The organism is Shewanella sp. SNU WT4, assembly GCF_006494715.1.
Lineage (GTDB): Bacteria > Pseudomonadota > Gammaproteobacteria > Enterobacterales > Shewanellaceae > Shewanella.
Map to the genome: position 1 here is coordinate 3,949,309 of NZ_CP041151.1, position 22,494 is coordinate 3,971,802.

Annotated in this window: 20 protein-coding genes; 6 read left to right on the forward strand and 14 right to left on the reverse strand. The window is 47.5% G+C overall.

The genetic code is table 11. The annotated features are described in order from the left end of the window. Positions 1–188: 188 nt before the first annotated feature. Both FJQ87_RS17730 and metB read right to left on the reverse strand, forming a co-directional pair. Positions 189–2,594 (reverse strand): bifunctional aspartate kinase/homoserine dehydrogenase II, encoded by a 2,406-nt coding sequence (locus tag FJQ87_RS17730; RefSeq protein WP_140933772.1) that lies wholly within the window; start codon positions 2,592–2,594, stop codon positions 189–191. 3 nt (positions 2,595–2,597) lie between these two features. Further along, a complete protein-coding gene (gene metB / locus FJQ87_RS17735; protein ID WP_140933773.1) occupies positions 2,598–3,764 on the reverse strand; it encodes a cystathionine gamma-synthase in 1,167 nt (388 codons plus the stop codon). 204 nt (positions 3,765–3,968) lie between these two features. Between metB and metJ the strand changes: the two genes are divergently transcribed. Next, positions 3,969–4,283 (forward strand): met regulon transcriptional regulator MetJ, encoded by a 315-nt coding sequence (gene metJ, locus FJQ87_RS17740; protein WP_140933774.1) that lies wholly within the window; start codon positions 3,969–3,971, stop codon positions 4,281–4,283. 64 nt (positions 4,284–4,347) lie between these two features. Here the strand turns inward: metJ and traF are convergent, their stop codons facing one another. After that, complete coding sequence (traF, locus tag FJQ87_RS17745; RefSeq protein WP_140933775.1) at positions 4,348–5,556, reverse strand: conjugal transfer protein TraF; 1,209 nt, start codon at positions 5,554–5,556, stop codon at positions 4,348–4,350. A 331-nt stretch (positions 5,557–5,887) separates the two neighbouring features. On the opposite strand from traF, the gene FJQ87_RS17750 reads away from it, so the two are divergent. Beyond that, a complete protein-coding gene (locus tag FJQ87_RS17750; RefSeq protein ID WP_140934195.1) occupies positions 5,888–7,783 on the forward strand; it encodes an alkaline phosphatase D family protein in 1,896 nt (631 codons plus the stop codon). Positions 7,784–7,833: 50 nt separating this feature from the next. Here the strand turns inward: FJQ87_RS17750 and FJQ87_RS17755 are convergent, their stop codons facing one another. From FJQ87_RS17755 to FJQ87_RS17765, 3 genes are all read right to left on the reverse strand, one after another. After that, positions 7,834–8,766, reverse strand: coding sequence for a pseudouridine synthase (locus FJQ87_RS17755; RefSeq protein WP_140934196.1), 933 nt, complete (start codon positions 8,764–8,766; stop codon positions 7,834–7,836). A gap of 110 nt (positions 8,767–8,876) precedes the next feature. After that, positions 8,877–9,446: an LON peptidase substrate-binding domain-containing protein gene (locus FJQ87_RS17760; RefSeq protein WP_140933776.1), complete on the reverse strand. Its 570-nt coding sequence runs from the start codon at positions 9,444–9,446 to the stop codon at positions 8,877–8,879. A 164-nt stretch (positions 9,447–9,610) separates the two neighbouring features. Continuing rightward, positions 9,611–10,225, reverse strand: coding sequence for a DedA family protein (locus tag FJQ87_RS17765; RefSeq protein ID WP_140933777.1), 615 nt, complete (start codon positions 10,223–10,225; stop codon positions 9,611–9,613). Between the two features lie 286 nt (positions 10,226–10,511). Here FJQ87_RS17765 and FJQ87_RS17770 point away from each other — a divergent pair, with 286 nt between their 5' ends. After that, positions 10,512–11,567 carry an alpha/beta hydrolase gene (locus FJQ87_RS17770; protein ID WP_140933778.1) on the forward strand — a complete coding sequence of 352 codons (1,056 nt, stop codon included), beginning with the start codon at positions 10,512–10,514 and terminating at the stop codon, positions 11,565–11,567. Between the two features lie 93 nt (positions 11,568–11,660). Here FJQ87_RS17770 and FJQ87_RS17775 read toward each other — a convergent pair whose 3' ends face one another. The 6 genes from FJQ87_RS17775 to FJQ87_RS17800 form a co-directional block, all read right to left on the reverse strand. Then, entirely contained in the window at positions 11,661–14,777 is a 3,117-nt protein-coding gene (locus FJQ87_RS17775; RefSeq protein ID WP_140933779.1) for a CusA/CzcA family heavy metal efflux RND transporter, read from the reverse strand. Between the two features lie 10 nt (positions 14,778–14,787). Beyond that, complete coding sequence (locus FJQ87_RS17780; protein ID WP_140933780.1) at positions 14,788–16,005, reverse strand: efflux RND transporter periplasmic adaptor subunit; 1,218 nt, start codon at positions 16,003–16,005, stop codon at positions 14,788–14,790. Further along, positions 16,002–17,282, reverse strand: coding sequence for a TolC family protein (locus FJQ87_RS17785; RefSeq protein WP_140933781.1), 1,281 nt, complete (start codon positions 17,280–17,282; stop codon positions 16,002–16,004). The genes FJQ87_RS17780 and FJQ87_RS17785 overlap by 4 nt, the downstream gene beginning before the upstream one ends. Before the next feature lie 118 nt (positions 17,283–17,400). After that, complete coding sequence (locus tag FJQ87_RS17790) at positions 17,401–17,799, reverse strand: hypothetical protein (protein WP_168195227.1); 399 nt, start codon at positions 17,797–17,799, stop codon at positions 17,401–17,403. 221 nt (positions 17,800–18,020) lie between these two features. After that, positions 18,021–18,200 (reverse strand): DUF3012 domain-containing protein, encoded by a 180-nt coding sequence (locus FJQ87_RS17795; RefSeq protein WP_206194354.1) that lies wholly within the window; start codon positions 18,198–18,200, stop codon positions 18,021–18,023. Between the two features lie 47 nt (positions 18,201–18,247). Then, entirely contained in the window at positions 18,248–18,619 is a 372-nt protein-coding gene (locus tag FJQ87_RS17800) for an STAS/SEC14 domain-containing protein (protein WP_140933783.1), read from the reverse strand. 151 nt (positions 18,620–18,770) lie between these two features. On the opposite strand from FJQ87_RS17800, the gene arfB reads away from it, so the two are divergent. The 3 genes from arfB to FJQ87_RS17815 all read left to right on the forward strand — a co-directional run bounded on the left by arfB (position 18,771) and on the right by FJQ87_RS17815 (position 19,989). After that, entirely contained in the window at positions 18,771–19,184 is a 414-nt protein-coding gene (gene arfB / locus FJQ87_RS17805) for an alternative ribosome rescue aminoacyl-tRNA hydrolase ArfB (protein ID WP_140933784.1), read from the forward strand. A 55-nt stretch (positions 19,185–19,239) separates the two neighbouring features. Further along, positions 19,240–19,674 (forward strand): type II 3-dehydroquinate dehydratase, encoded by a 435-nt coding sequence (gene aroQ, locus FJQ87_RS17810; protein WP_140933785.1) that lies wholly within the window; start codon positions 19,240–19,242, stop codon positions 19,672–19,674. Between the two features lie 120 nt (positions 19,675–19,794). Further along, positions 19,795–19,989 (forward strand): DUF2986 domain-containing protein, encoded by a 195-nt coding sequence (locus tag FJQ87_RS17815; protein WP_140933786.1) that lies wholly within the window; start codon positions 19,795–19,797, stop codon positions 19,987–19,989. A 118-nt stretch (positions 19,990–20,107) separates the two neighbouring features. On the opposite strand, the gene fre is transcribed toward FJQ87_RS17815, so the two are convergent. Both fre and ubiD read right to left on the reverse strand, forming a co-directional pair. After that, positions 20,108–20,806, reverse strand: coding sequence for an NAD(P)H-flavin reductase (gene fre, locus FJQ87_RS17820; RefSeq protein WP_140933787.1), 699 nt, complete (start codon positions 20,804–20,806; stop codon positions 20,108–20,110). A 75-nt stretch (positions 20,807–20,881) separates the two neighbouring features. After that, positions 20,882–22,363, reverse strand: a complete 1,482-nt coding sequence (ubiD, locus tag FJQ87_RS17825) for a 4-hydroxy-3-polyprenylbenzoate decarboxylase (protein WP_140933788.1) — start codon at positions 22,361–22,363, stop codon at positions 20,882–20,884. Positions 22,364–22,494 lie beyond the last annotated feature (131 nt).

Below are 22,494 nucleotides of genomic sequence, written 5' to 3' on the forward strand. Positions count from 1 at the left end.
TTTCAACGAATGCCTTCAATTACTTATAGCTTAGGTATGATCTAAAGCCGCAGCCAAATACTCAACTCACTGTCGCTATCTAGAAACAACAAAGCCAATACCTAACGGGCATTGGCTTTTATTAATGGCGAAGTCGTAAGTTAACTTAGTTGCTAAAGATCAAAGGCCGCTCAAAACTTATTGTTGGCTTATTCGTGTAATAGATCGTGGCAAATTTGCGCCAGATCCGATTGCACCGCCGAGGCTGTTACTTCACGGCCAGCGCCAGGGCCGCGAATGATCAAAGGATTACTGTGATAGCAAGCCGATCGGATCACAAACACATTATCCCCTGGGGTTAAGTTGGCATAAGGGTGCGTTCTTGCAACTGACTCTAATCCCACCTTAGCGCGACACTTACCGTCCTGTAGATCAAGACTTGCCACATAGCGGATCACTTGCCCTTGCGCCGCCACATCAGCAAGGGCTGTGGCCATGGGGCCATTAAGATCGCTTAACTGATCAATAAATTCAGTTAATGACACATGCTGCAAATGATCTGGCACTAATGAGGTTAACTCAATATCGTCAAGCTCAAGGGGCAAGCCTATCTCGCGGGCTAAGATCAATAATTTGCGCTGCATATCGCGCCCAGAAAGATCATCGCGGGGATCGGGCTCAGTGATCCCTAACTCTTTAGCCTCAAGCACTAACTGTGAAAAATCTTGGCTGCCATCAAATTTCTCAAACAACCAACATAAGGTGCCAGAAAAAATGCCACCTATGGCTTCGACTTTATCGCCTGAATTATGTAAATCATTTAACGCATGTTGCACAGGTAAACCGGCGCCGCAGCTGGCGTTATAGCGCCAAAATAAGCGCCTGACATTAAGCTGCTGCTTTAACTGGCGATAAAAGGGTAATGGACTGGAGCCTGCGAGTTTATTGGCACTCACCATATGAATGCCATGGGCCAAAAACGCCGGATAGTGCAAAGTTAAACTGGCGCTGGCGCTAATATCTAAGGCAATCAGCTCATCACAAGGCAAAGCGGTTAATTGCTCAAACAAATCAGTAAATTGCCACTCTTGCCCTTGCTCGACTAAACGCTCAATGCCAACGCTAGCATCTATGCCTTTCGCATCTATATAAGCCTTGGTAGAACTCACTACCCCTAATAGCTCAAGACTGATTTGTAATTCATTGCTTAAATTTGCCCGCGCCTTAGCAAATAACTGCAACCAAGCCGAACCTATATTGCCAGTGCCAAGTAAAATCACACCAATACGCTTACGTGGGCCAGCGCAGCGTCTATGCACCTTTTGGGTTAGAGTTGTCACCTGCGCGGCTGGCACTAAGGTTACTAAGCTCAATTCATCTTGGTATAAAGCAAAGGCGCGGCGATTAAGTAAGCGCGCGAAACCGCGGCGATAGACATTGGCATCCGCGCTAACTAAAGCAACTAAGCCATAGTCATCACAGCGATTAATGGCGCTAAGGCCAAAGGCATCGCTCAGCTGCTGCAATAAGGCCAAGGTTTGCTGGCCATTATCTAAGGTGCAGGCCAAGCTAAGCTCACAAGCCTCTTGCTCATTGGTATGCAGCCAATGGGCTAACAAGGGCACGCCTTGCTGATTAAGCGCCGCTAATAACTCCTTGCCATCGCCTGCTACTTGGCAGCGTAGTAAGCTTACGCGTTGCAGGCTAGTAACCACTGGCGCGCTGGCGCTATGAGTCACAGGAGAAATCAACGTAAATTTAGTGTGGGATGCATAGCTTGAGCGCACAGCTAAACTCACCTCGGTATCAAACAAAGGCTGCAAAGTACGTTCATGCAATACGGGCGATCCTAGTCGCGCCAAGCGATCGGCTTCAGCTAAGGTCATGGAATCAAGCAGCTGCGCATCGCTGATCTTATTAGGATCGGCATTAAACACGCCTTCGACGTCAGTCCAAATAGTCACCCGATTGATGCCCGCTAACGCGGCGATCAAAGTAGCGCTAAAATCCGATCCGTTGCGACCCAATAACAAGGTTTCGCCTTGAGGGTTACTGCATATAAAACCTGTGATCACTAAACGTTGATCGCCAGATTCATCCAGTAAACGCTGCACCAGTTGCCGTGATTGATCCATACGGATCTTAGGCATTATGCCTTCATCAGCGACTAAGATACTCGGCGCATACACGTGACAAGCTTCAACCCCTGAGCCGCGCAGTAACGCCGCCATGAGCCGCGCCGACCAGCGCTCACCAAAGCTCACTAGATAACTGGTTTGATAATGAGTCATGGCATCGAGCTGCAATAAAGTCACTATCTCAGCTTTATCGGCGCCAAGGCGCTCACGCAAATCACGGGCGCTGTCATTGGTGAGTAACTGCTCCACCATATGCTGTTGATACTGAATTAATTCCGCTAAGGCTTCTTGCCAAATAGCGCCTTGCTGACGCAAAGCTAATAAATGATATAGCTTGTTGGTGGTCTTGCCCGCAGCTGACACCACCACCAGATCGTTACTCTGACCATGGGTTAGCAGTATATGAGCCACCCGGCGATAACAATCGGCATCCGCCAAGCTTGAACCACCAAATTTATGCAAATGACGACGCACCATAGCTTACTCCTCTAAACCACTGGCCACGGCTAATGCGTGGGACAGATCAGCCACCAGATCCCGTGGATCTTCAATGCCTATTGATAAACGGATCAAATTATCACTAATACCCGCTAAACGCCGCGCCTCTGGATCCATAGCTCTGTGGGTCATAGTGGCAGGAATGGCCACTAAACTTTCCACCCCACCTAAACTTTCGGCCAGCGAGAAAAACTTAAGCTCACTGAGAAAACGGGTCAATTGCGCTTGGCCGCCCTTAAGCTCAAAACTCACCATAGCGCCAAAGCCTTGTTGCTGGCGCACGGCAATGCTGTGGCCGGGATGAGAGCTAAGCCCTGGAAAATGAATCTGGCTCACCGCCGTACTTTGCTGCAATAAGGCCACCACAGCTTGGCAGTTTTCTTGATGTTGGCGCATACGCACACTTAAGGTACGCAGCCCTCTTAAGGTTAAATAGCTATCAAACGCGCCGCCGGTTAAGCCTAATGTATTGGACCACCAGTTAAGCTTATCAGCGATGGCGGCATCTTTTGCAATCACGGCGCCGCCGACGACATCGCTATGACCATTAATGTATTTAGTGGTGGAATGCACAACTATGTCAGCGCCAAGTAACAAGGGTTGCTGCAAGACTGGCGACAGAAAAGTGTTATCTACCACTAATAAGCTGTCGGTCTCTTTAAGCTTGTGGGCAATAGCAGCAATATCGACAATGCGCAGCAAAGGATTGGATGGGGTTTCAAGCCAAAACATAGCAGGCTGTAATGTTAAGGCGGCATCAATTGCTGCGGCATCGGTTTGATCTATGACTTTAAGTTGAAAATGCCCTTTGGCAGCCAAATGAGTAAACAAGCGATAACTGCCGCCATAACAATCATGGGGAATAATCAGCAGCTGCTCAGGAGTCAGTAAACTTGTGACTAAAGTAATGGCAGCCATGCCTGTGGCAGTCACTACTGCGCCGGCGCCATGCTCAAGTTCAGTGAGTGCTTCGGCCAACAAACAGCGGGTAGGATTACCAGAGCGGCTGTAATCAAAGGCACGTGGACTTAAATGATCACTAAAGCTGTAATTGGTCGACAGGTATAATGGTGGCACTACCGCCCCATGCTGAGTATCACTTTCAATGCCTTGGCGCACGGCTGCAGTTGCTGTATATCTGTTGGCCATAATCAACTCCGTTTAATGCCATAATAGATGTCTAGACGTCTAAGCTAGCTTATTAAATAATCAAGGTCAATAGCCGTTTAGCGGGATAGACATCCAAACATCAAGAAATCTATTTGCATTGATCCCGAAAACACCGCAATAATTTGACTAGAGATTGTAAGGGGTTAAAATCTGCCCCGAATTCTTGATATCACAGGTGAATCAATGACCGAATGGAATGGCGACTACATCAGCCCTTATGCTGAACATGGCAAAAAGAATGAACAAGTGAAAAAGATCACTGTGTCTATTCCTTTAAAGGTGCTGAAAGTCTTGACTGATGAGCGTACTCGCAGACAAGTTAGCAACCTGCGCCACGCAACTAACAGTGAGTTACTGTGTGAAGCATTTCTGCATGCCTACACTGGCCAGCCATTACCGGATGATGAAGACCTGTCAAAAGACAAGCCTGACAGCATTCCGGCTGATGCCAAGCGTATTATGGATGAGATGGGAATCGCATGGGAAGACATGGAGTAATCCAGGTCTCATGGCAATAACAAGGGGCCTAGGCCCCTTGTTAATGTTTCAAACAGTTAATCAATTAAAACTGGTAACGGGTTTGCAGCGCAGCGCCCAGACTATCGCCAGAGCCAATCATACCGGCTAAATCTATCGAAAAAACATCACCTATGCTGACCCCTGAACCTATGGTGTAAATATCATCATGGCTAGTTTCTATGTCATAGCGATAACCTAAGCGCAAGGATAACCAGTCAGTCGCTTTCAGCTCGCCGCCCATGCGCCAATATTGGCTCGCAGGCATAGCCTCAAATGGCTTATCTTTATTTAAATCAATGTCTGAGCTCAGCATCAATCGCTGCCAATCCCAAGCCACACCTAAGGTATATTTAGGCTCAACATTAAAACTAAAACTCTGACCATCAATAGCTAAACTGTCTAAGCTGTGGCTAATAAGATCCCGTGCGCTCAAACCAAAAGTCAGATTGTGCAGCGGCATTATGGTCATGCCCACATCCAGATTAAAATGAGTGGCATTACTGCGGTATTTATCATCGCTAATATCATCATTTTCAAAATTATTAGCGCTCGCCACATAGTTAAAACTATCTAAACGCTGAATTTTGGGGCTAACCCCCACAGTCACAGGCATGTTAACGATAGATAAGGGATAACTGAGCGCCACCCCAAGCTCAGACACAGCCCCAGCCACTGCTGTGCCACTTGAAGTTAATGAGCGCGTATCGGGCGGATTACTGGGATCAAGCGCGGCTAACACATCAAGATCCCTTTGAGTGACATCGGCAATCCCCATGCCCTCCACATAGGTCTGGTAAAACACAGCGGCAGGAATGCGCCATGACGGCATAGCCACTGCGGCGCCAATAGCCGCATTAACATAGCCACTGTCACCGGCTAATTGCTCAAGATTGGTAATTAATTGCTGCCGATAAACATCAATCTGCGCTTCATCGGCATTATTTATGGCTTGATTAAGGCCATCATAACTTTGTTGCACTTGATCAAAGCCGCTTTGCAGATCGTCGCGATCAGAAAAAGTTGCCATGACTGACGGCAGTAAGAGATCGATATCATCTTTACGACTGCTAGGTTTGGCGAGTAAGGCAGGATTATAAAACACAGATGCCGCCTGCTGACTACTGGCAACGGCAACGCCGCCCATAGCTAGTGCTCTTGCATCTATATTGGCTTGCCCAGCAAAAGCGCTAGCGCTTATGCCACTAAGACATGCCGTGGTAAATAGCAGCCATCCTTGGTTAGTTTTCATCATTATCTCCCTGATTTATTAGCTTGTAGCACATCAAGAATCACGCTGAAAATTTCAAGATCTGCCTTGTATTTACTCTAGTTCAGTAAATCTTAGGCAGAGTGATATCCAGCTATTTTTAGCGGCAGTTTTAGCTAAAAAACCGCTAAGCTATTAATCAAATAATTGAACAGCAAGGCGAATTTATTGGAAATTTTTTTAATGAGTTAATCTTTATAATCAGTGTTAGCGCTTTGCAAACGCTGCGCCGTTGTTTACCCTAAGCCTATCTTCAGATAATAAGCTGGATAAGCCTTTGTCCTCTTCGCCGCTGCCATTAGTGCTCGCAGGTCCCATGCTTAGGCATAGCGATCGCAGCCATATAAGTTTATGGCTAGTCACTTCCAAGCCCTTAGCGCAATTAACTTTAAGCCTTGATAATGCACCCTATTTGCTAGATAGCAGCCACATTGAGGCCACGCGCTTAGGCAGGCACGCTTGGCAATATTTGATCCATTGGCGCAGCGATCAGCTGCTAGCTTTGGATCGCGCTATTGAATATCACTTGCGTGATAGCTTGCATGGCGATCTTTTTGCTGGCATAGACAATCTGACTTACGACCACTGCCGCTCACCGTCCCTGTATTTACGGCCACGCTTAGAGCAAGTGATCCATGGATCTTGCCGTCAGCCTCATCATCACAGTAACGATGCCTTAGTGGCCGCCGATGAAACCTTGGCGCAAGGCGCGCAAGCTTTGCCATCACAGCGCCCTGATATTTTGATCATGAGCGGCGATCAAGTGTATGTCGATGATATTGCGGGGCCCATGTTAGTTGCGATCGCCAAAGTCATTAAGATGCTGGGCTTACCGCAAGAAAGCTTTACTGGCGCTGCGATCGCAAACAGCCAAGCGCTTAGTTATGATGCTAGCGCGCTTTATGGTCGCCATAAAAATCTCTTACCCACCACCAATTATGCTGGGATCACAAGTGTTAGCCGCTGGTATCGCAATCATCCCATTTTCACCTCGTCCATGGCCGAAAACCATCTGGTAAGCCTTGCGGAAGTCACCGCCTTATATCTGCTGATATGGTCGCCAGAGCTTTGGAAACTCCTTGATATCCCGCATCAATTACCCGATTTATCACCAGCCAATCAAAGCCGCTGGCAACAGCAATGGCAGCAACTGTTAGTATTTAAGGCAGGCCTAAGTCAGGTGAGGCGCTTATTAGCTCATGTCCCCGTGTATATGATTTTTGATGATCATGACATTACCGATGATTGGAATCTCACGGCCAAATGGGAGCAAGCGGCCTATGATCATGATTTTTCAAGGCGAATTATTGGCAATGCCTTGATTGGCTACAGCCTATTTCAATGCTTAGGTAATTGCCCAGAGCGCTTTAGTCGCGAGCTTAAATTCGTGAGCACTTGGCTGAATAATGTCGATTATGAGGCGCTGCCGCCCATGCTTGGGGCTGAGCAAGATAACATCATCCATCAGTTATTAGCTTATAACGCTTGGGGCTATGAGCTCAACACTCAGCCAAAAGTCGTGGTACTTGATACCCGCACCCAGCGCTGGCATAGAGAGTCTAACTTAGCTAAGCCCTCAGGTTTAATGGACTGGGAAGCCTTAAGTCAGTTACAGATGAGTATTTTAGATCAAAGGCAAGTGATCTTAGTGTCACCCGCCCCCATGTTTGGGGTAAAACTAATTGAGGTTATCCAAAAAACAGTCACAGCCATTGGCGGCTCCTTATTAGTGGACGCTGAAAACTGGATGGCGCATCCCGGCACTGCCAATACGCTACTGAGTATTTTTCGCCATAGACGCACGCCTGAAGAGTTTGTGATTTTATCTGGCGATGTTCACTACTCCTTTGCCTACGATATCCATATTCGCTTTCGCCAACACGGCCCGCACATACATCAAATCACCGCCAGTGGTTTTAAAAATCAATTCCCAGAAAAATTGCTACCTTGGTTTGATAAGTGTAATCGCTGGCTATTTGGTTACGCCTCGCCGCTTAATTGGCTCACGCGGCGTAAACGCATGGTGATTCGCAGCCTAAGGCCAAACCACAGTAAGCAGCGACGTTTAGTCAATAAAAGTGGCTTTGGCCGAGTTTATTTTGATGACAAGGGCGCGCCAATCTCGATTCAAGTGGTGCATAGCGATCTCAGTGTTAGCGAGTTTTACTCGCCTATGGCGCGTTCAAATAAGCCTGCTAATGCTGCCAAGTAAGAGTTGCCCCAGGGCAGCTAGATGGATCCCTTAGAGTGCTGGAGCGCCCACTAGCTAAGCCAGCGCTCAAGTTCAAGCCCTGGCACTTGCCAGTGATGATCTATATGAGTAATAGGATCGCAAAAGCTTAACTCGCGGGCCAATAACTGTAATGGCCGCTCAAAATCATCTGGGCCTTTAGGTTGCAACTCAGGATAAAAACGATCGTTTAATAGCGGCATACCAAGGCTTAGCATATGCACTCGTAACTGATGAGTTTTACCGGTAATAGGGCTTAATTCAAACAGGCCAAGGTTACCTTTAACGGCCACTAAGCGGATCTCAGAATGGGTATTGGCATCCCCCGCGACCACTTGCATTAAAAAGCTGGGATCGGCAGGTTTAAGCCGATTTTCAATGGTCCACGCCACAGGCAGGCGTAATTGCCCGACCTGATATTGCTCAATCAATTCCGCGGTTAACTTAGCTATGGCATGATACTGTTTATTAATGGTTTTTGACTTAAACAAGTCATGATATTGATGGCGCGTGTCAGGGTTGGCGCTCAGTAACACTATGCCGGCGGTTTCGCGATCGAGGCGATGGGCTGGCACTAAGGTATCAATGCCTGTGGCTATTCGTAAGCGATGCACTAGGCATTCGTTGACATAATTTCCACTTGGAGTCACAGGTAAAAAGTGCGGCTTATAGGCAATCACTATCTCAGCATCTTGATACAAGATCTCAACCTTAAAAGGGATCTTAGTTTCAGCCACGACTTCACGGAAATAATACACTCGCGCGCACGATCTATATTGGCTTGTGGGATCGATTAAGCTGCCATCTTGCCAAGTGACTAAGCCTTGGCTCATGCGATCGCGCCAAATAGCGCCCTCTATATGGGGGAAACGCTCACACAAGTAAGCCAGCACAGTCACGCTTGGATCAGGGTGTTGCGGTAATACCAGATAAGAGGCTTGGGCAGCTCGGGCAGAGGTCATAATCATTCACGGCAAAAAATCAGTGGCGCGATCATACCGCTAAACCCCAAAAATCCAAAAATCCAAAATTCATTCAAGCGATCTTAAACCTGCGCTCGCTTAAGTCATTCCAATCAAAACTCATGCTGAATCAAAGATAAGACAAAATTCATCGTCTTATGGCAATCGGGTTGGCTCAGTAACTGATGTTTATCACTGTTATACATGGGCAATAATTCCAGCCAACGCTCACTCACCCAACTGGCATCTTGCAAATGGGTATCACCATAAAGATCGAACAGATCGGGATGCACCTTAAAAAATTCCTGTAAGGCCAAGCTTACAATATGATATTCCCCCACTAACGGCTCAGACTGCCAGTGTTGGCTAGGTAAAGTGTGTAGCATGAAGCGGCCATCTTTTTGCTTCATGCTCGAAATCACGCGCACCCGCTGAATGCCTTCTACCACTATCGATAAGCTATTATCAGCTAACTGATTGAAATCAATAATATGGCACTGAGTGGCTATGGGGTAACAAGGTGGGTTGGACTCACTTTCCATGGCAATGGCCAGTTGCTGCTGCAGTTTAAGGCATTCAACTATGGTCACTAGATGTTGCGGTTGCACCACTCGAATTTCACGCCGCCCCCTAGGCAAAATCAGCATATCAGATGAAAACAATGACATAGCTTCAATTTTCATAGCGCGCCTCCGCATAATAGCGGTCGAGATGACTAGGGCTAACGTAAACGCATGGGTTAAATGCTTATAAACACATAACGAATAGCGTAAAGATTAGACAGCTAAGCCGCGAAATTTATTCCATCTCAGATAAATAAGTGCACAGTTAAGTCGCGCTTAATGAGTTAAGAAGCCAGCGGGCGATTCTTAGCGCGCCATAACAGTCCAAGTAATGCCAAGACGATAAGGGATGCAATCATCCAGCTTAACTGCTGATGTTGATGATAAAAATTAAGTATTGGGGTTAATTCGCGCTCAATGAGCGCAGGCCCTAAACCAAATACTAGCGCCCACACGCTAGTTGCTAATAGGTTACCGAGTAAAAATTGGCGCACTGGCATCTTAGCTATGCCGCAGCCTAAACATAAATACTGCTTTAAGCCTTCAACAAAGCGGCTAATCAGTAAGCCAAGGCCGCCATATTGACCAATAAAACTATGAAGCTTGTGCTCTGTGGAGGGCTTTATCCAGCCTTTATCTAGCAGCACCTTGCCAAATCTAACCCCTAAATAATAGCCAATACAGTTACCGCCAAAGGCGCTCACTGCCGCCACTAAGATAACTAATGGCAATGACATTTGACCGCCCGCCGCCAAAATAGCCGCCACGATTAACAAAGACTGACCCGGCGCTGGAATACCAAAGCCTTCAACCGCCACCGCCAGCGCCAACACCAGATAACCATACTGATGCAGCCACGGGCTAAGCTCAGTCACTATATGATTAATTGATTCCAACATTAGGTTATCTCCAAGGCATTTGAGCCATTATTCTAGCTAATAATCATCATGAAGCGCGCGCATAATCCCATGATAATTGCTTCATCTAGCTCATGTTGACTATCAGTTGCATTAAGCCCAATGACCTTTGATTCATCACTTAGCACAGTTAACTTATCACAGCCGCATTATCGCCAGCGCCACACAATTCCTATAATCTCTTGCACTTAGTGACCAAGTAAAGGCGGCCCTTGTTGATATTTAATCACAGCCGCGCGATTTCATTTAACTCATACAGGAAAGTCTAGTGGCAGGATTACAGTTACTCGCAGGCCCAAGCGCCTTAACTCAGTTGCGTGAGCAAGGATTGCAGCCGCAGTTATTTAGCCAAATGCTGGCAGCCTCTGGTGGCCCCAAATTTTTAGGTTTGGCCAAGTTAGATGATTATCTTTTTAGTGACTTTTTTAATGACAGAACAACGCCGCTGCATACCTTAGGCTCATCATCGGGCGCGTGGCGCTTAGCCTGTTTAGCGCAAAACGATAGCCGCAGCGCCTATAATCGCCTAGTGGATGCTTATATCGACCAAAGCTATAGCGCGCGCCCAAGTAGGCAGGAAGTCACTTGCAAGGTTAACTCGTTAGTCAGTCATTTCCTTGGTGATAATGGCGCATCTGAAATCATTAATAACCCGTTTATTCACCATCATATTGTGGTGTGCCGCGCTAAGCATCTTAATGCTAGTCGCCATAAAAGCTTGCAGGCATTAGGCTTAAGCTTTGCGGCCATGACTAACCTTGTGCATCGCCGCCTCCTTAATCACAGTTTTGAGCGAGTGCTAGTTAGCCCGCCGCAGCACGAGTATCAAGCTTTTAGCCAAGTGGATGATCTCAATAGTATTCAAGCCCATTACCACGGCGATAACCTCAATCAAGTACTACTGGCAAGCGGCAGTATTCCGTTATTGCTTGATGGTGTGCGCGGCATTAAGCATCTGCCTGCTGGTCAGTATTTTGATGGCGGCATCAGTGATTATCACTTTAAGCTCAAGCTAGCACTTGCCGAGGGCTTAACCTTGTACCCGCATTTTTATCCGCATATGAGCCCAGGCTGGTTTGATAAATCCCTGCCGTGGCGGCGCCATGCTAAGGCGTTTGATAGGGCCTTAGTGCTAGCGCCAAGCCGTAAATTTATTGAGCGTTTACCATTGCATAAGCTGCCAGATCGCACGGATTTTAGTCAGCTAGATACGGCCACGCGTCTGCGTTACTGGCGTCAAAGTGTGACTCAAAGCCAGCAGTTGGCCGATGAGTTTCATGAGGCTGTCACTCAGCAAAAATTCAGCATTAAGCCGCTGTTTTAGCGCTGCTTTAACGCTGTTCTAAAATAAGAAACATAAAAAAATGCAGCCACTTGGCTGCATTTTTCATAACGCTTAAGTTTTCATTTCGCGCAGTTATTCAGGGCGAGCTAGCCCTTGATGCGCAGCGCGATACAAGGCTGGCAACACCAGCAAGGTTAACGCGGTCGAGCTAAATAAGCCGCCAATCACTACCACAGCTAAAGGCTGCTGAATCTCACTACCTATGCCTGATGACATTAAGATAGGGATTAATCCTAATGCTGAGGTTAAGGCCGTCATTAATACTGGCCGCAAACGCCCTACTGTGCCTTCAAGCACAGCGCTATCTAAAGACTCACCGGTGGCAAGACGCTGATTAATGGCATCCACCAACACCACACCATTAAGTACAGCTACGCCAAATAAGGTAATAAAGCCTATGGAGCTTGGCACAGATAAATAGGTGCCACTTAAATACAAGGCTAATACCCCGCCGATGAGCGCCAATGGCACGTTGGCCATGATTAACGCCGCTTGCTTACCGCTACCAAACGAGAAGAACAGCAGCAAGGCAATCAAGGCCACGGAAATCGGCACCACCAGCATCAGCTTTTGCTGCGCTCTTTGCTGGTTTTCATACTGACCACCCACCATGACGGTATAGCCTGGCGGTAAATCTGCTTGTGGCACTATGGCGTAAATATCATTGACCACTGAGCCCATATCACGGCCAGAGACGTTAGCTTGCACTACCACGCGGCGCTGCACGTCATCACGGCGAATATTCGGGGGCGCCATTTCAACGGCAACGCTGGCAACTTCGCCTAAGCGCACTTTAGCGCCGCTGGTGCCTGTTAGCAGTAAGTCTTCCAGCACATCTGGGGAGTTTCGATATTGCTCAGCTAAGCGCACTTGAATATCGTATCTCGCGTTACCTTCAATCACTTGACCAGCACTGACGCCGCCAATGCCTTCACTCACTAAGGTCATGACTTGATCGACACTTATGCCATAGCGAGCTAAACGATCGCGATACGGACGCACAACGAGCTGAGCTTCACCGCTCACTTGCTCCAATGACACATCCACAGCGCCTTCAATGCCAGCGACTAGCTCAGATAACTGCTGACCTTTGGCTGATAACACATCCAAATCTGGGCCAAACAGCTTAATAGCAAGCTGCGCTTTTACCCCTGAGAGTAATTCATCCACTCGGGTAGCAATGGGCTGCGAGAACGTCAGTAACAAGCCTGGATACACGGCTAAACGCTCTTGCATCAAGTGTTGTAACTCAAAGCGATCGCTGGCCGATGTCCACTCAGACACTGGCTTTAAACCAATGTAGACTTCTATGTTGCTCACAGGCTCTGGATCGCCGCCAAGCTCAGGGGCGCCAATGCGGCTTAAGGCATATTCCACTTCTGGGAACTCAAGCAAAATGGCCTCAAGCTTAGGGGCTACGTCGATGGCCGCGCCTAAACTTGCGGTCGGGGCTAAGGTCACTCGCAAGTTAATGGTGCCTTCTTCTAACTCAGGCACAAACTCAGTGCCAAGGCGCGGCAATAACAGCATGGTCAGAATAAATAGACTTAATGCCGTAATTAACACTCGCTTAGGCGCAGCTAACGTGGCCACTAACAAGCGGCGATATGTCGCTTCAAGCCCGGCTAACATAGGGTTATGACGAACCTTTACTCCTGAATTAAATAAGTACACAGCTAAGGCTGGCACCATAAGCAGTGACACTATTAAGGCAGAAGCCATGGCAAGAATAATACTGACCGCCATTGGCTGGAACAATTTGCCTTCCACCCCTTCTAGTGAAAACAAAGGCGCAAACACTAGCATAATGATTAAGCTGGCAAAGAAGATAGGTCGGCATACTTCTTTGGCGGCCGCAGCCACTTTAGTCATTACGGTAGCGTTGGAGTCACGGCTTAAATGCTTAAAGATGTTTTCAACCATCACCACTGAGCCGTCCACCAGCATACCAATGGCGATAGCTAAGCCGCCAAGTGACATTAAGTTGGCCGACATATCAAAATACGACATCAGCATTAATGCCAAACCAATAGACACTGGAATCGACAGTAATACCAAGGCGGTAGCGCGGATATTGGTTAAGAAAAACAGCAAGACAATCACGATGAACACAAAGGCCATCAACAAGGCTTCAATCACAGTCGACACAGCTTGAGTCACTAAGTCGGATTGATCGTAAAACACCTCAAAATGCACGCCTTTAGGTAACGACTGCTGAATTAACGGTAAGCGCGCGTTGATTTCATCAATAGTCACCTTGGTATTATCGCCCATGCGCTTAAGCACGACGCCAGCGACCACTTCCCCTAAGTTTTCAACGCCATCATCAGTGCGGCGCGACATAGTCACGGCGCCGACACGGATTTCACTGCCGTAATCTATCTTGGCAATATCACCTATGCTAACCGGCGTGCCCTGAAACTGAGTTAACGGAATGGAAGCAATGGCGCTAAGACCTTCATCGCCGCTTGGCAACATGCCATAGCCACGTACGACTAATTGCTCCTGGCCTTGGTCCATAAACCAGCCACCAGCATTGCGGTTATTGCTCTCTAACGCCGCCGTGACTTGGCTTAAATCTAAGCCAAAACCCAGTAGTTTATTCGGGTCAACTTGCACTTGATATTGACGGACATGACCACCAAAGGATAAAACATCGGTAACGCCGCCAACAGGCATTAATAGCAGCTTTACTAAGTAGTCATTGAGACTTCTTAACTCATCACTGCTCACGCCAGCATCTTTATCAGCCCTTAGCATGTACTGATAAATCTGACCTAAGCCTGAGGTATTAGGGCCGATTTCAGGCACGCCGACGCCAGATGGGATCATCTCTTTTGCTTGCTGAAGTATTTCAAACACTTGCTGGCGCGCAAAATAAATATCTGTGCCCTCGCTAAACACCACAGTCACTATCGATAAGCCGGTGCGCGATAACGAGCGCACTTCTGTTACCGATGGTAAAGCGTACATGGCCGCTTCAACTGGATAAGTAATGAGTTTTTCGACTTCTTCGGCGGCTAAGCCTTCGGCCGCGGTATTCACTGTCACCTGCACGTTAGTCACGTCAGGAAACGCGTCTAAATCCAGTTGTGGCAAGATAAAAGCACTAGCAACAATTGCTGCCAGCAGCGCCATGATCACCAGCAAGCGCTGGCGAATGGTCGCTTCAATAATATTAGCTAACATAGGTCAGGTCTCAGTGGTTATGAATATCAAAGCCAGACTTGGCTTGTTCAGAGGCTAAGAAAAATGCGCCTGCAATCACCACATCGCCTTCACTCGGCATGCCAGTAACCAGATTCATACCGCGCTGTCTGTGAGTCACTGTCACTTCAACCGCTTCAAAGGCATCGCCTTTGGCCACAAACACTTGCCAGTGACCATCGCTAGAGCGAGTTAATGCCGTATCTGGCAGCACTAAGCCCATTTGCTCTGAGGTGGTTAAATAGAGCTCGGCAAATTGCCCGGCATGAAGCACATGGCCGGGGTTATCCATACGCGCTAACACTTGCTCAGTGCGCGTTACGTTATCGAGTAAATGGGAGCGGCCAATAATGGTTGCTGGCAGTAACTTATCATTCACTCGCACTAAGGCTTCACTGCCCACGCTTAAACCCGCTGATTGCGCTGGGGTCACTTGAGCTTCCACCCATAGGCTCGACTCATTGGTCAGTTGCATCAAGGCTTCGCCGCCAGTAAATACTTGACCGCGCTGGGCCACATCTTGCTGCACCCGGCCATCAATGGGCGCTAATAATTGGAACTCACCGATATTTTTAGGCTGCGTCGCTAACGCGTTAATCTGCTCTGGCGTCATCTTAAGCGACAACAAGATAGCGCGCTTAAGCTCAGCATCCACTTCGGCCAATAAACGCCGACTCGCGCTCACGGCTGAGTTATCCATAGCTTTCACTCGGCGCCATTCAGCGCTGGCATTAACAAACTCAGCTTGAGCTTGCGCTACTGCGGCGCCGCCCAAGGTTAATAATGGCTGACCATGAGTCACTTGCTGACCAGGCGCTACATGGCGTTCTTGCACCCGCACCGCAAGTTCAGGCGCTAACACTATGGTTTGATCGCGATCGACAATTAAGCTCGCTGTCGCTACCGCTTCTAAGTTAAAGCGACTGTCTTTGAGTGGCATCAACTCAATACCTGCTAACGCCATTTGCGCTGGCGATAAATGCAGGCCTTCTTCGTGATCATCTTCAGCGGCGTCTTTTGATGCGCTATCCACAGGCGTTAACGTCGCGACCGCAGCGTTATTGGGCGCGTCCACAACACTTAACCCTTGGCTTGCGGGTTCATCGTTATCATGATCAGGGCCGGCTTGCAGCGGCGCGGCCCACACTAAGGTTAATGCCAAAGTAATGGCTGAAATGCGCGGAAAATTATTAAGAGAAGTAGTAATCATGAGCGTGTCACCGAAGATGTGGAAGCAGTTACTTGAAACTGGCCGTAAGCCTGTTCAAACCATTGAGATAATTGACCACTTTGGGCCATCCAATTAATCCATTGGCTATAAATGGCTTGCTCTAATTGCAAACCTACTTGATAGCTACTGGCTAATTGCCTCTGACTTTGCAGGTATTCACCTGTGGCTAAATCACCACTGCGCCACTGCTGACCTAAAGAACTGGCCACTTCGGAGCCCGAGCGATACACCAGCTCGCGCCAATCATGGTAGCGCGCTAACAACTTAGGCACGCTTGTGCTAAAGAGCTGATAGCCTTGCTGCATTTGTCGCTCAATCACTAAATACTCTTGCTCTGCTAATACCACAGCTTCAACTGAAGCTGCGGTTTCAGCGCGGTAGCTGTTGCGAATTTGCAGTGGAATAGAAATGCCCACCCCAAATTTATTCTCGCTGCCTTCGCGCTCCGCATTAACGCTAACGGTTGGGTCAACGCTTGTGGTGCTGCGTACTACATCTTGCAATAGGCGACTTTGACGCACTTGCAAATAGGCCACTTGCAGCGCAGGTAAACGGGCATCCACGGTTTGTGAGCTCGCCACACTGACTTCTTTCATAAAATCAGTGAGCGTCAGCTCTTGCCCCAGCAACCCCAGCACTTCACTCATCGCCGTTAACTGCGCCTGCTCTGCCAAGGCAAATTCAGCACTAATATTGGCCAGTTCAAGGGATAACTGCTGCAGTGCCACTTGGGGTAAATCCCCCACATCCACACGCTTGCGGCCAATCTCTAATTGCTTTTGGGCATGCTCTAATTGCTGCTTGGCAAAGGTATATTCTTTAGTGGCAATATCTTGGGCCACTATCGCCGTTAAGGCTGATGCCAATAATTGATCTTGAGTTAATTGCTGTTGTAATTGTGCTTGCTGCAGGCTTAATTGCGCCAAGGCTGTCGCACTGCCGCGCTTATCACCCCAATCTATGGTCTGGCTCAGGCCTATGCCATAGGTATCTTCAGTGGCATTTTGATAGCTCACATCAAGCTCGGGATTATAAATGGCTTGATTGGCTGCTTCTGCGGCGTAACGCTGCTGATTTAACAGCGAAGTTTGCGCCTGCATTTGTGGCAGCGCGGCAATAATAGTTTGTAGCTGCGGCCACCAATGAGCTTGAGCTTGGCGCTCAAAGCTAGCCTCGGTCTCCAATTGAGTAGCACTGAGCGTGGGCGCAATTAGCCCTAAGCCCAGCACCATGGAGGCAATAATGGATTTTTTCATGGTTATTTCCAAAAAGTAACTTCAAAGGCTGTAAACGGCATGCGCGAAAACCATAAGAAAAACTCTTATTTATTTTCAATCGCTAATGCGAATGCAGCGAACAAGTAACACTCAGGAATTAAACGATGGGGGGACGATATAAGGTGGTGCTAGCCACTAATACTGCGCCTAAGTTAGCGGCAGGTAATAAGGCTTCAATGGGGGATGGTGCCAATTGCGGCAAGAAAGATAATAAACTCACGGCGCCGCCATGACATTGACAATCAAGACATAAATCAAAGGATTGCCATTCAACGCTTTGGTGCTCGTGGCTCAAGAAAGTTAATTCAGAAGCAACACGCGGCGCGCCATCCTCAGGATTACATTGGCATTGAACGCACAACTCAGTGACTAAAACAGGGGCGACAAATTGCAAGTGGGGGTGCGAGTTTTCATCATCGGCGACACCAACATCAAGATGCAACTGATGAGCACCACTATTGGTTGCGACAAATTGCAGCAACACTATGGCGATCAAAGCGCATGTTAATTGGTGTAACATCCTAATGGATATCAAGCTACCAGCCCTGTTGTTTCAGTGAGTTAAGTTTATTAGCTGCGCAATCATAAGCCATTGTTTAATGATGGCAAGCGATTTTACCTAACTTGACATTAACCGTAACCAAATTGTGATCAGTCACGGTTAACCATGCAAACCCTAGCGGTTTAACATTAAGCGCTAAGGCTCATTATGCTTTATCAATCAATGGTATTGCCAAAGACGCAGTGCTTAGCATAGCTACCGGCTTCATCTGCCGTCCATTCACCTTTAGGCTTTTTATCCATGTGTTCGCACCAAGCTTTACTGCCCACTTCTGGCGTACAGGCCGCTAACCACACTATGGCCATAACGACTGCGATTATTCTGGTCATCATCATTCACTCCAAAGGTTTAAGGATTTTATCTACCAACAAGTATCATAAATTTAACGGCTTAACTCTTGTCTATGGGCGAGGAAATCGAGGGCATCGGCTTTAAGATGCAGTGGAAACCAAGCCACTTGGCCTTGAATAAGCGGCCCAAATAATTGCAATGCATTACCCACCCAATCTGGGCCACCTAGCATAACTAAGGTATCAAACGGGGCAAATTGCACTTGGCCGGCGCCAAATAAGGTCGATTTATCCCAGCCTTCAAGTAAGACGTCAGCCTCAATATACAAGTCAATGCGGCCATGCTGCGCCTGATAACTCACCATTAATGGCTGCAAGCGTTCTCGATAATCTGCAGCGGAAATACGGCCACTCACAAATAAACTCAACACGCCCGGGGATACATCGGGGATTTGACACAACATGAACACACTCCAAGTCGAATTTTATCTGCGGCATAAGGCAAATCAGTACCTCTTGCCGGCGAATTTGCCCATAATAGCCAATTACCTATGAAGGCGGCTAACTTATTTAGTGAGCATCTTCACTAGTTACCGAATTAAGTTAGGTTAGATCATGATCAAAATTTCAAACCGCGTCATCCTCTCGGATAACGAAATCGAATGGCAATTTATACGAGCCAGTGGCGCCGGTGGACAACATATCAATAAGGTATCAACGGCGGCGCAATTGATATTTTCAATTGCCGACTCATCCTTACCGGAAGAATACCAACAAAAGCTATTAGTGCTTAGGGATCATCGCATTACCCAAAGCGGTAAAATCATCATTAAATGCCAGCAGAGCCGCAGCCAAGACACCAATCGGCAAACGGCCCTAGAGCAATTTATTGCCTTAGTGCAAAGCGTGATGATTACCCAAAAGAAGCGTATAGCCACCAAAGCCAGCCGTAATAGCCAACGCAAACGTATGGATAGCAAGACCCAGCGCGGCCAAGTGAAACAACTGAGACAGAAAAAATTTGATTGACCCCATAGCCAGTCCATGACAATTTTTGCAAGCAAGCTCATCACAAGGAACTCAAATGTATAAAATTTTGCTACTTAATGGCCCGAATCTTAATTTACTGGGGCGACGTGAGCCTGAAAAATATGGTCATCAGAGCTTAGATAGCATAGTGACGACCTTGATGCAGCAGGCTTGCCAGCTAGGGGTTAGCCTTAGCCATTTTCAGTCCAATGCCGAGCATGAGTTACTGGATGCCATACACACTACCGATGCGGACTTTATTTTGATTAATCCCGCCGCCTTTACTCATACCAGTGTGGCGCTGCGTGATGCCCTGCTTGGGGTAGCCATTCCTTTTATTGAAATTCATTTAAGCAATGTGCATGCGCGCGAGCCGTTTCGCCATCATTCCTATTTATCGGATGTGGCCGTAGGCGTGATTTGCGGCTTAGGTAGCCAAGGCTATGAACTCGGCCTGCAAGCCGCGGTTAAGCAATTGCAAAGTCGCTAACACTAATACAGGCGCTAAATAATGACGCTAACACTCAAGCCAATGCTAGCTGCCATGCCGCGCCCTGTCAGGATTGAGGTATAATCACCGCCATAGGCACTCATTCAATCGCTAACTCCCATGAATCGTAAAAAGAAAATCAACCAAACCTTAATCGCTAAAGACAAGCGTAAAAAGGCCAAGCTTAATGGCCGCCCTAAGTCTGACTATGTGAGTAAAGCCGAACGTGAGCGTTTAGCCCTAATAGCTGAAACGGCGGATAACTCAGACACGCCATCTGAGATTGCGCCAGAGACAAAAACCGAATCGGTTTAATCTATGGCGGGATGTTTGCTCGAACTTATATAAAAAAAGCGCCCTAAGCTCATGGCTTAGGGCGCTTTTTTTGAGTGCTAACTCATAGAGCTATGGCATTCTTTATCTTTAGGCCGGCTTATTTAATAAACGCAAACGCATCGCCAAACAAGTGCGCTTCTTCAACGCCCATTTGTCTAAACTGCTCACGAGCCGCGCCCACCATAGCAAAACGGCCAGCGATATAAATATCGTATCCCATTAAGCTAATAAAATCTGACTTGATTTGCTCCAGCAAATTGCCTTGCTTGCCATCCCAATCTTCGCGGGCATCTTCAATCACAGGCACAAAGTGCAGCCAAGCATGATCTTGATGCCACTGTCTGGCGATAGATTCAAAATACATGGCATCTTGAGTGCGGCAACCCCAATAGAGCTGAGTTTCTACGGTCTGGCCAAGAGCAATCATGTGCTCCACTAAGCTCTTGATATAAGAGAAACCTGTGCCGCCAGCAATCAATAATCTTGGGCGCTGGCTATGCTCACGTAAAAAGGCGTCACCACCTGGCATTTCAATGTCTATATGGCTGCTAGTCTTTAAACGCTCAACCACTTGCATTGGGTAAGCTTCTGATTCAGCAGCGCCAATATGCAATTCAATATGATCTTGCCCAGGCGCACTGCCAATAGAGAAGGCACGCTTGTCATTCTCATCCATTTTCACCAGCAAGTACTGCCCCGCTTTAAAATCACAGGCAACATCTGGCTTCAGTTTCACTTGATAAACTGAGTCATTAAAAGGCGTAACAGCCAATACTTGGCAGCGAATCGTTTGCATGAGCTTTCCTTGTTACCTTTCTGCGAAGGTTTGTGTCATTGATTAATGAGAGGTATTTGCACCCTAATAGGGTGATTATAAAGTAGGCTGAGGATCTATGCCCAGCTCATCCCAAATGTCATCGACTTTTTGCTTTACAGCGTCATCCATGACAATAGGCGTGCCCCATTCGCGATCGGTTTCACCCGCCCATTTATTAGTAGCATCTAAGCCCATTTTCGAGCCAAGGCCCGCAACCGGTGATGCAAAATCCAAATAATCAATCGGCGTGTTATCTATCATCACAGTATCGCGAATAGGATCCATACGGGTAGTAATGGCCCAAATGACATCTTGCCAATTACGGCAATCGACATCGTCATCCACTATGACAATAAACTTGGTATACATAAACTGACGTAAGAAAGACCAAGCCCCCATCATGATGCGCTTGGCATGCCCAGGATACTGCTTACGAATGGAGATAACCGCCATGCGATAAGAGCAGCCTTCTGGCGGCAAATAAAAATCTACGATTTCAGGATATTGCTTACGTAAAATCGGCACAAATACTTCATTTAATGCCACGCCTAGCATAGCTGGCTCATCTGGTGGACGGCCGGTATAAGTGCTGTGATAAATAGGATCGCGTCTGTGAGTCACATGGGTAATAGTAAACACAGGGAATTTATCGGTTTCGTTGTAATAGCCAGTGTGATCGCCATAAGGGCCTTCAACCGCTAATTCATCTGGGTCGATATAACCTTCGAGAATGATTTCACTGGTAGCTGGCACTTCTAAGTCGCAGCTTAATGCCTTAACCACTTCGGTACGCTCACCACGCAGTAAGCCTGCAAAGGCATATTCGCTCATGGTATCTGGCACAGGAGTGACTGCGCCAAGAATAGTCACAGGATCGCTGCCTAAGGCAACTACCACAGGGTATTTTTCACCGGGGAATTGCTGCTTAAAATCGGCAAAATCTAAGGCGCCGCCGCGATGGGATAACCAGCGCATAATCAGCTTATTTTTACCCAGTAACTGCTGGCGATAAATTCCTAAATTCTGGCGTTTTTGTCTTGGCCCTTTAGTGATGGTCAGTCCCCAAGTCACTAAGGGGGCTGCATCTCCCGGCCAGCAATGCTGAATAGGTAACTGAGTTAAATCAACGTCATCGCCAGTAATTACGACTTGCTGACAAGGCGCGTTACGCACAGTTTTTGGCGGCATGTTTAAGGCTTGCTTAAACATAGGGATTTTAGCTATGGCATCTTTAAAGCCGCGTGGCGGCTCAGGTTCTTTTAAAAATGCCAGCAATTCACCCACTTCACGCAGGGCAATTGGGTCATCTTTACCTAAGGCCATAGCCACGCGCTTAGGCGTGCCAAATAAGTTGGCCAGCACTGGCATCTTGCTGTTTTTCGGATGCTCAAACAAAATGGCTGGGCCACCTGCGCGCAATACTCGATCGCAGATCTCGGTCATTTCCAAATGAGGATCAACCGGATAACTAATACGTTTAAGTTCGCCATTGGCTTCTAAATGGTCAATGAAACTACGTAAGTCCTTAAAACTCATGTGGATATAACCCTGCTATCGTTCGCCTTGATAGCGCGACTATAGCATTAATGTTGGGCATAATTAATAGTTAAGCGTTAAACAACAAGCTGCTATGCTTGCTAAAAGTCGCTACTTATTAACAGCTCAGT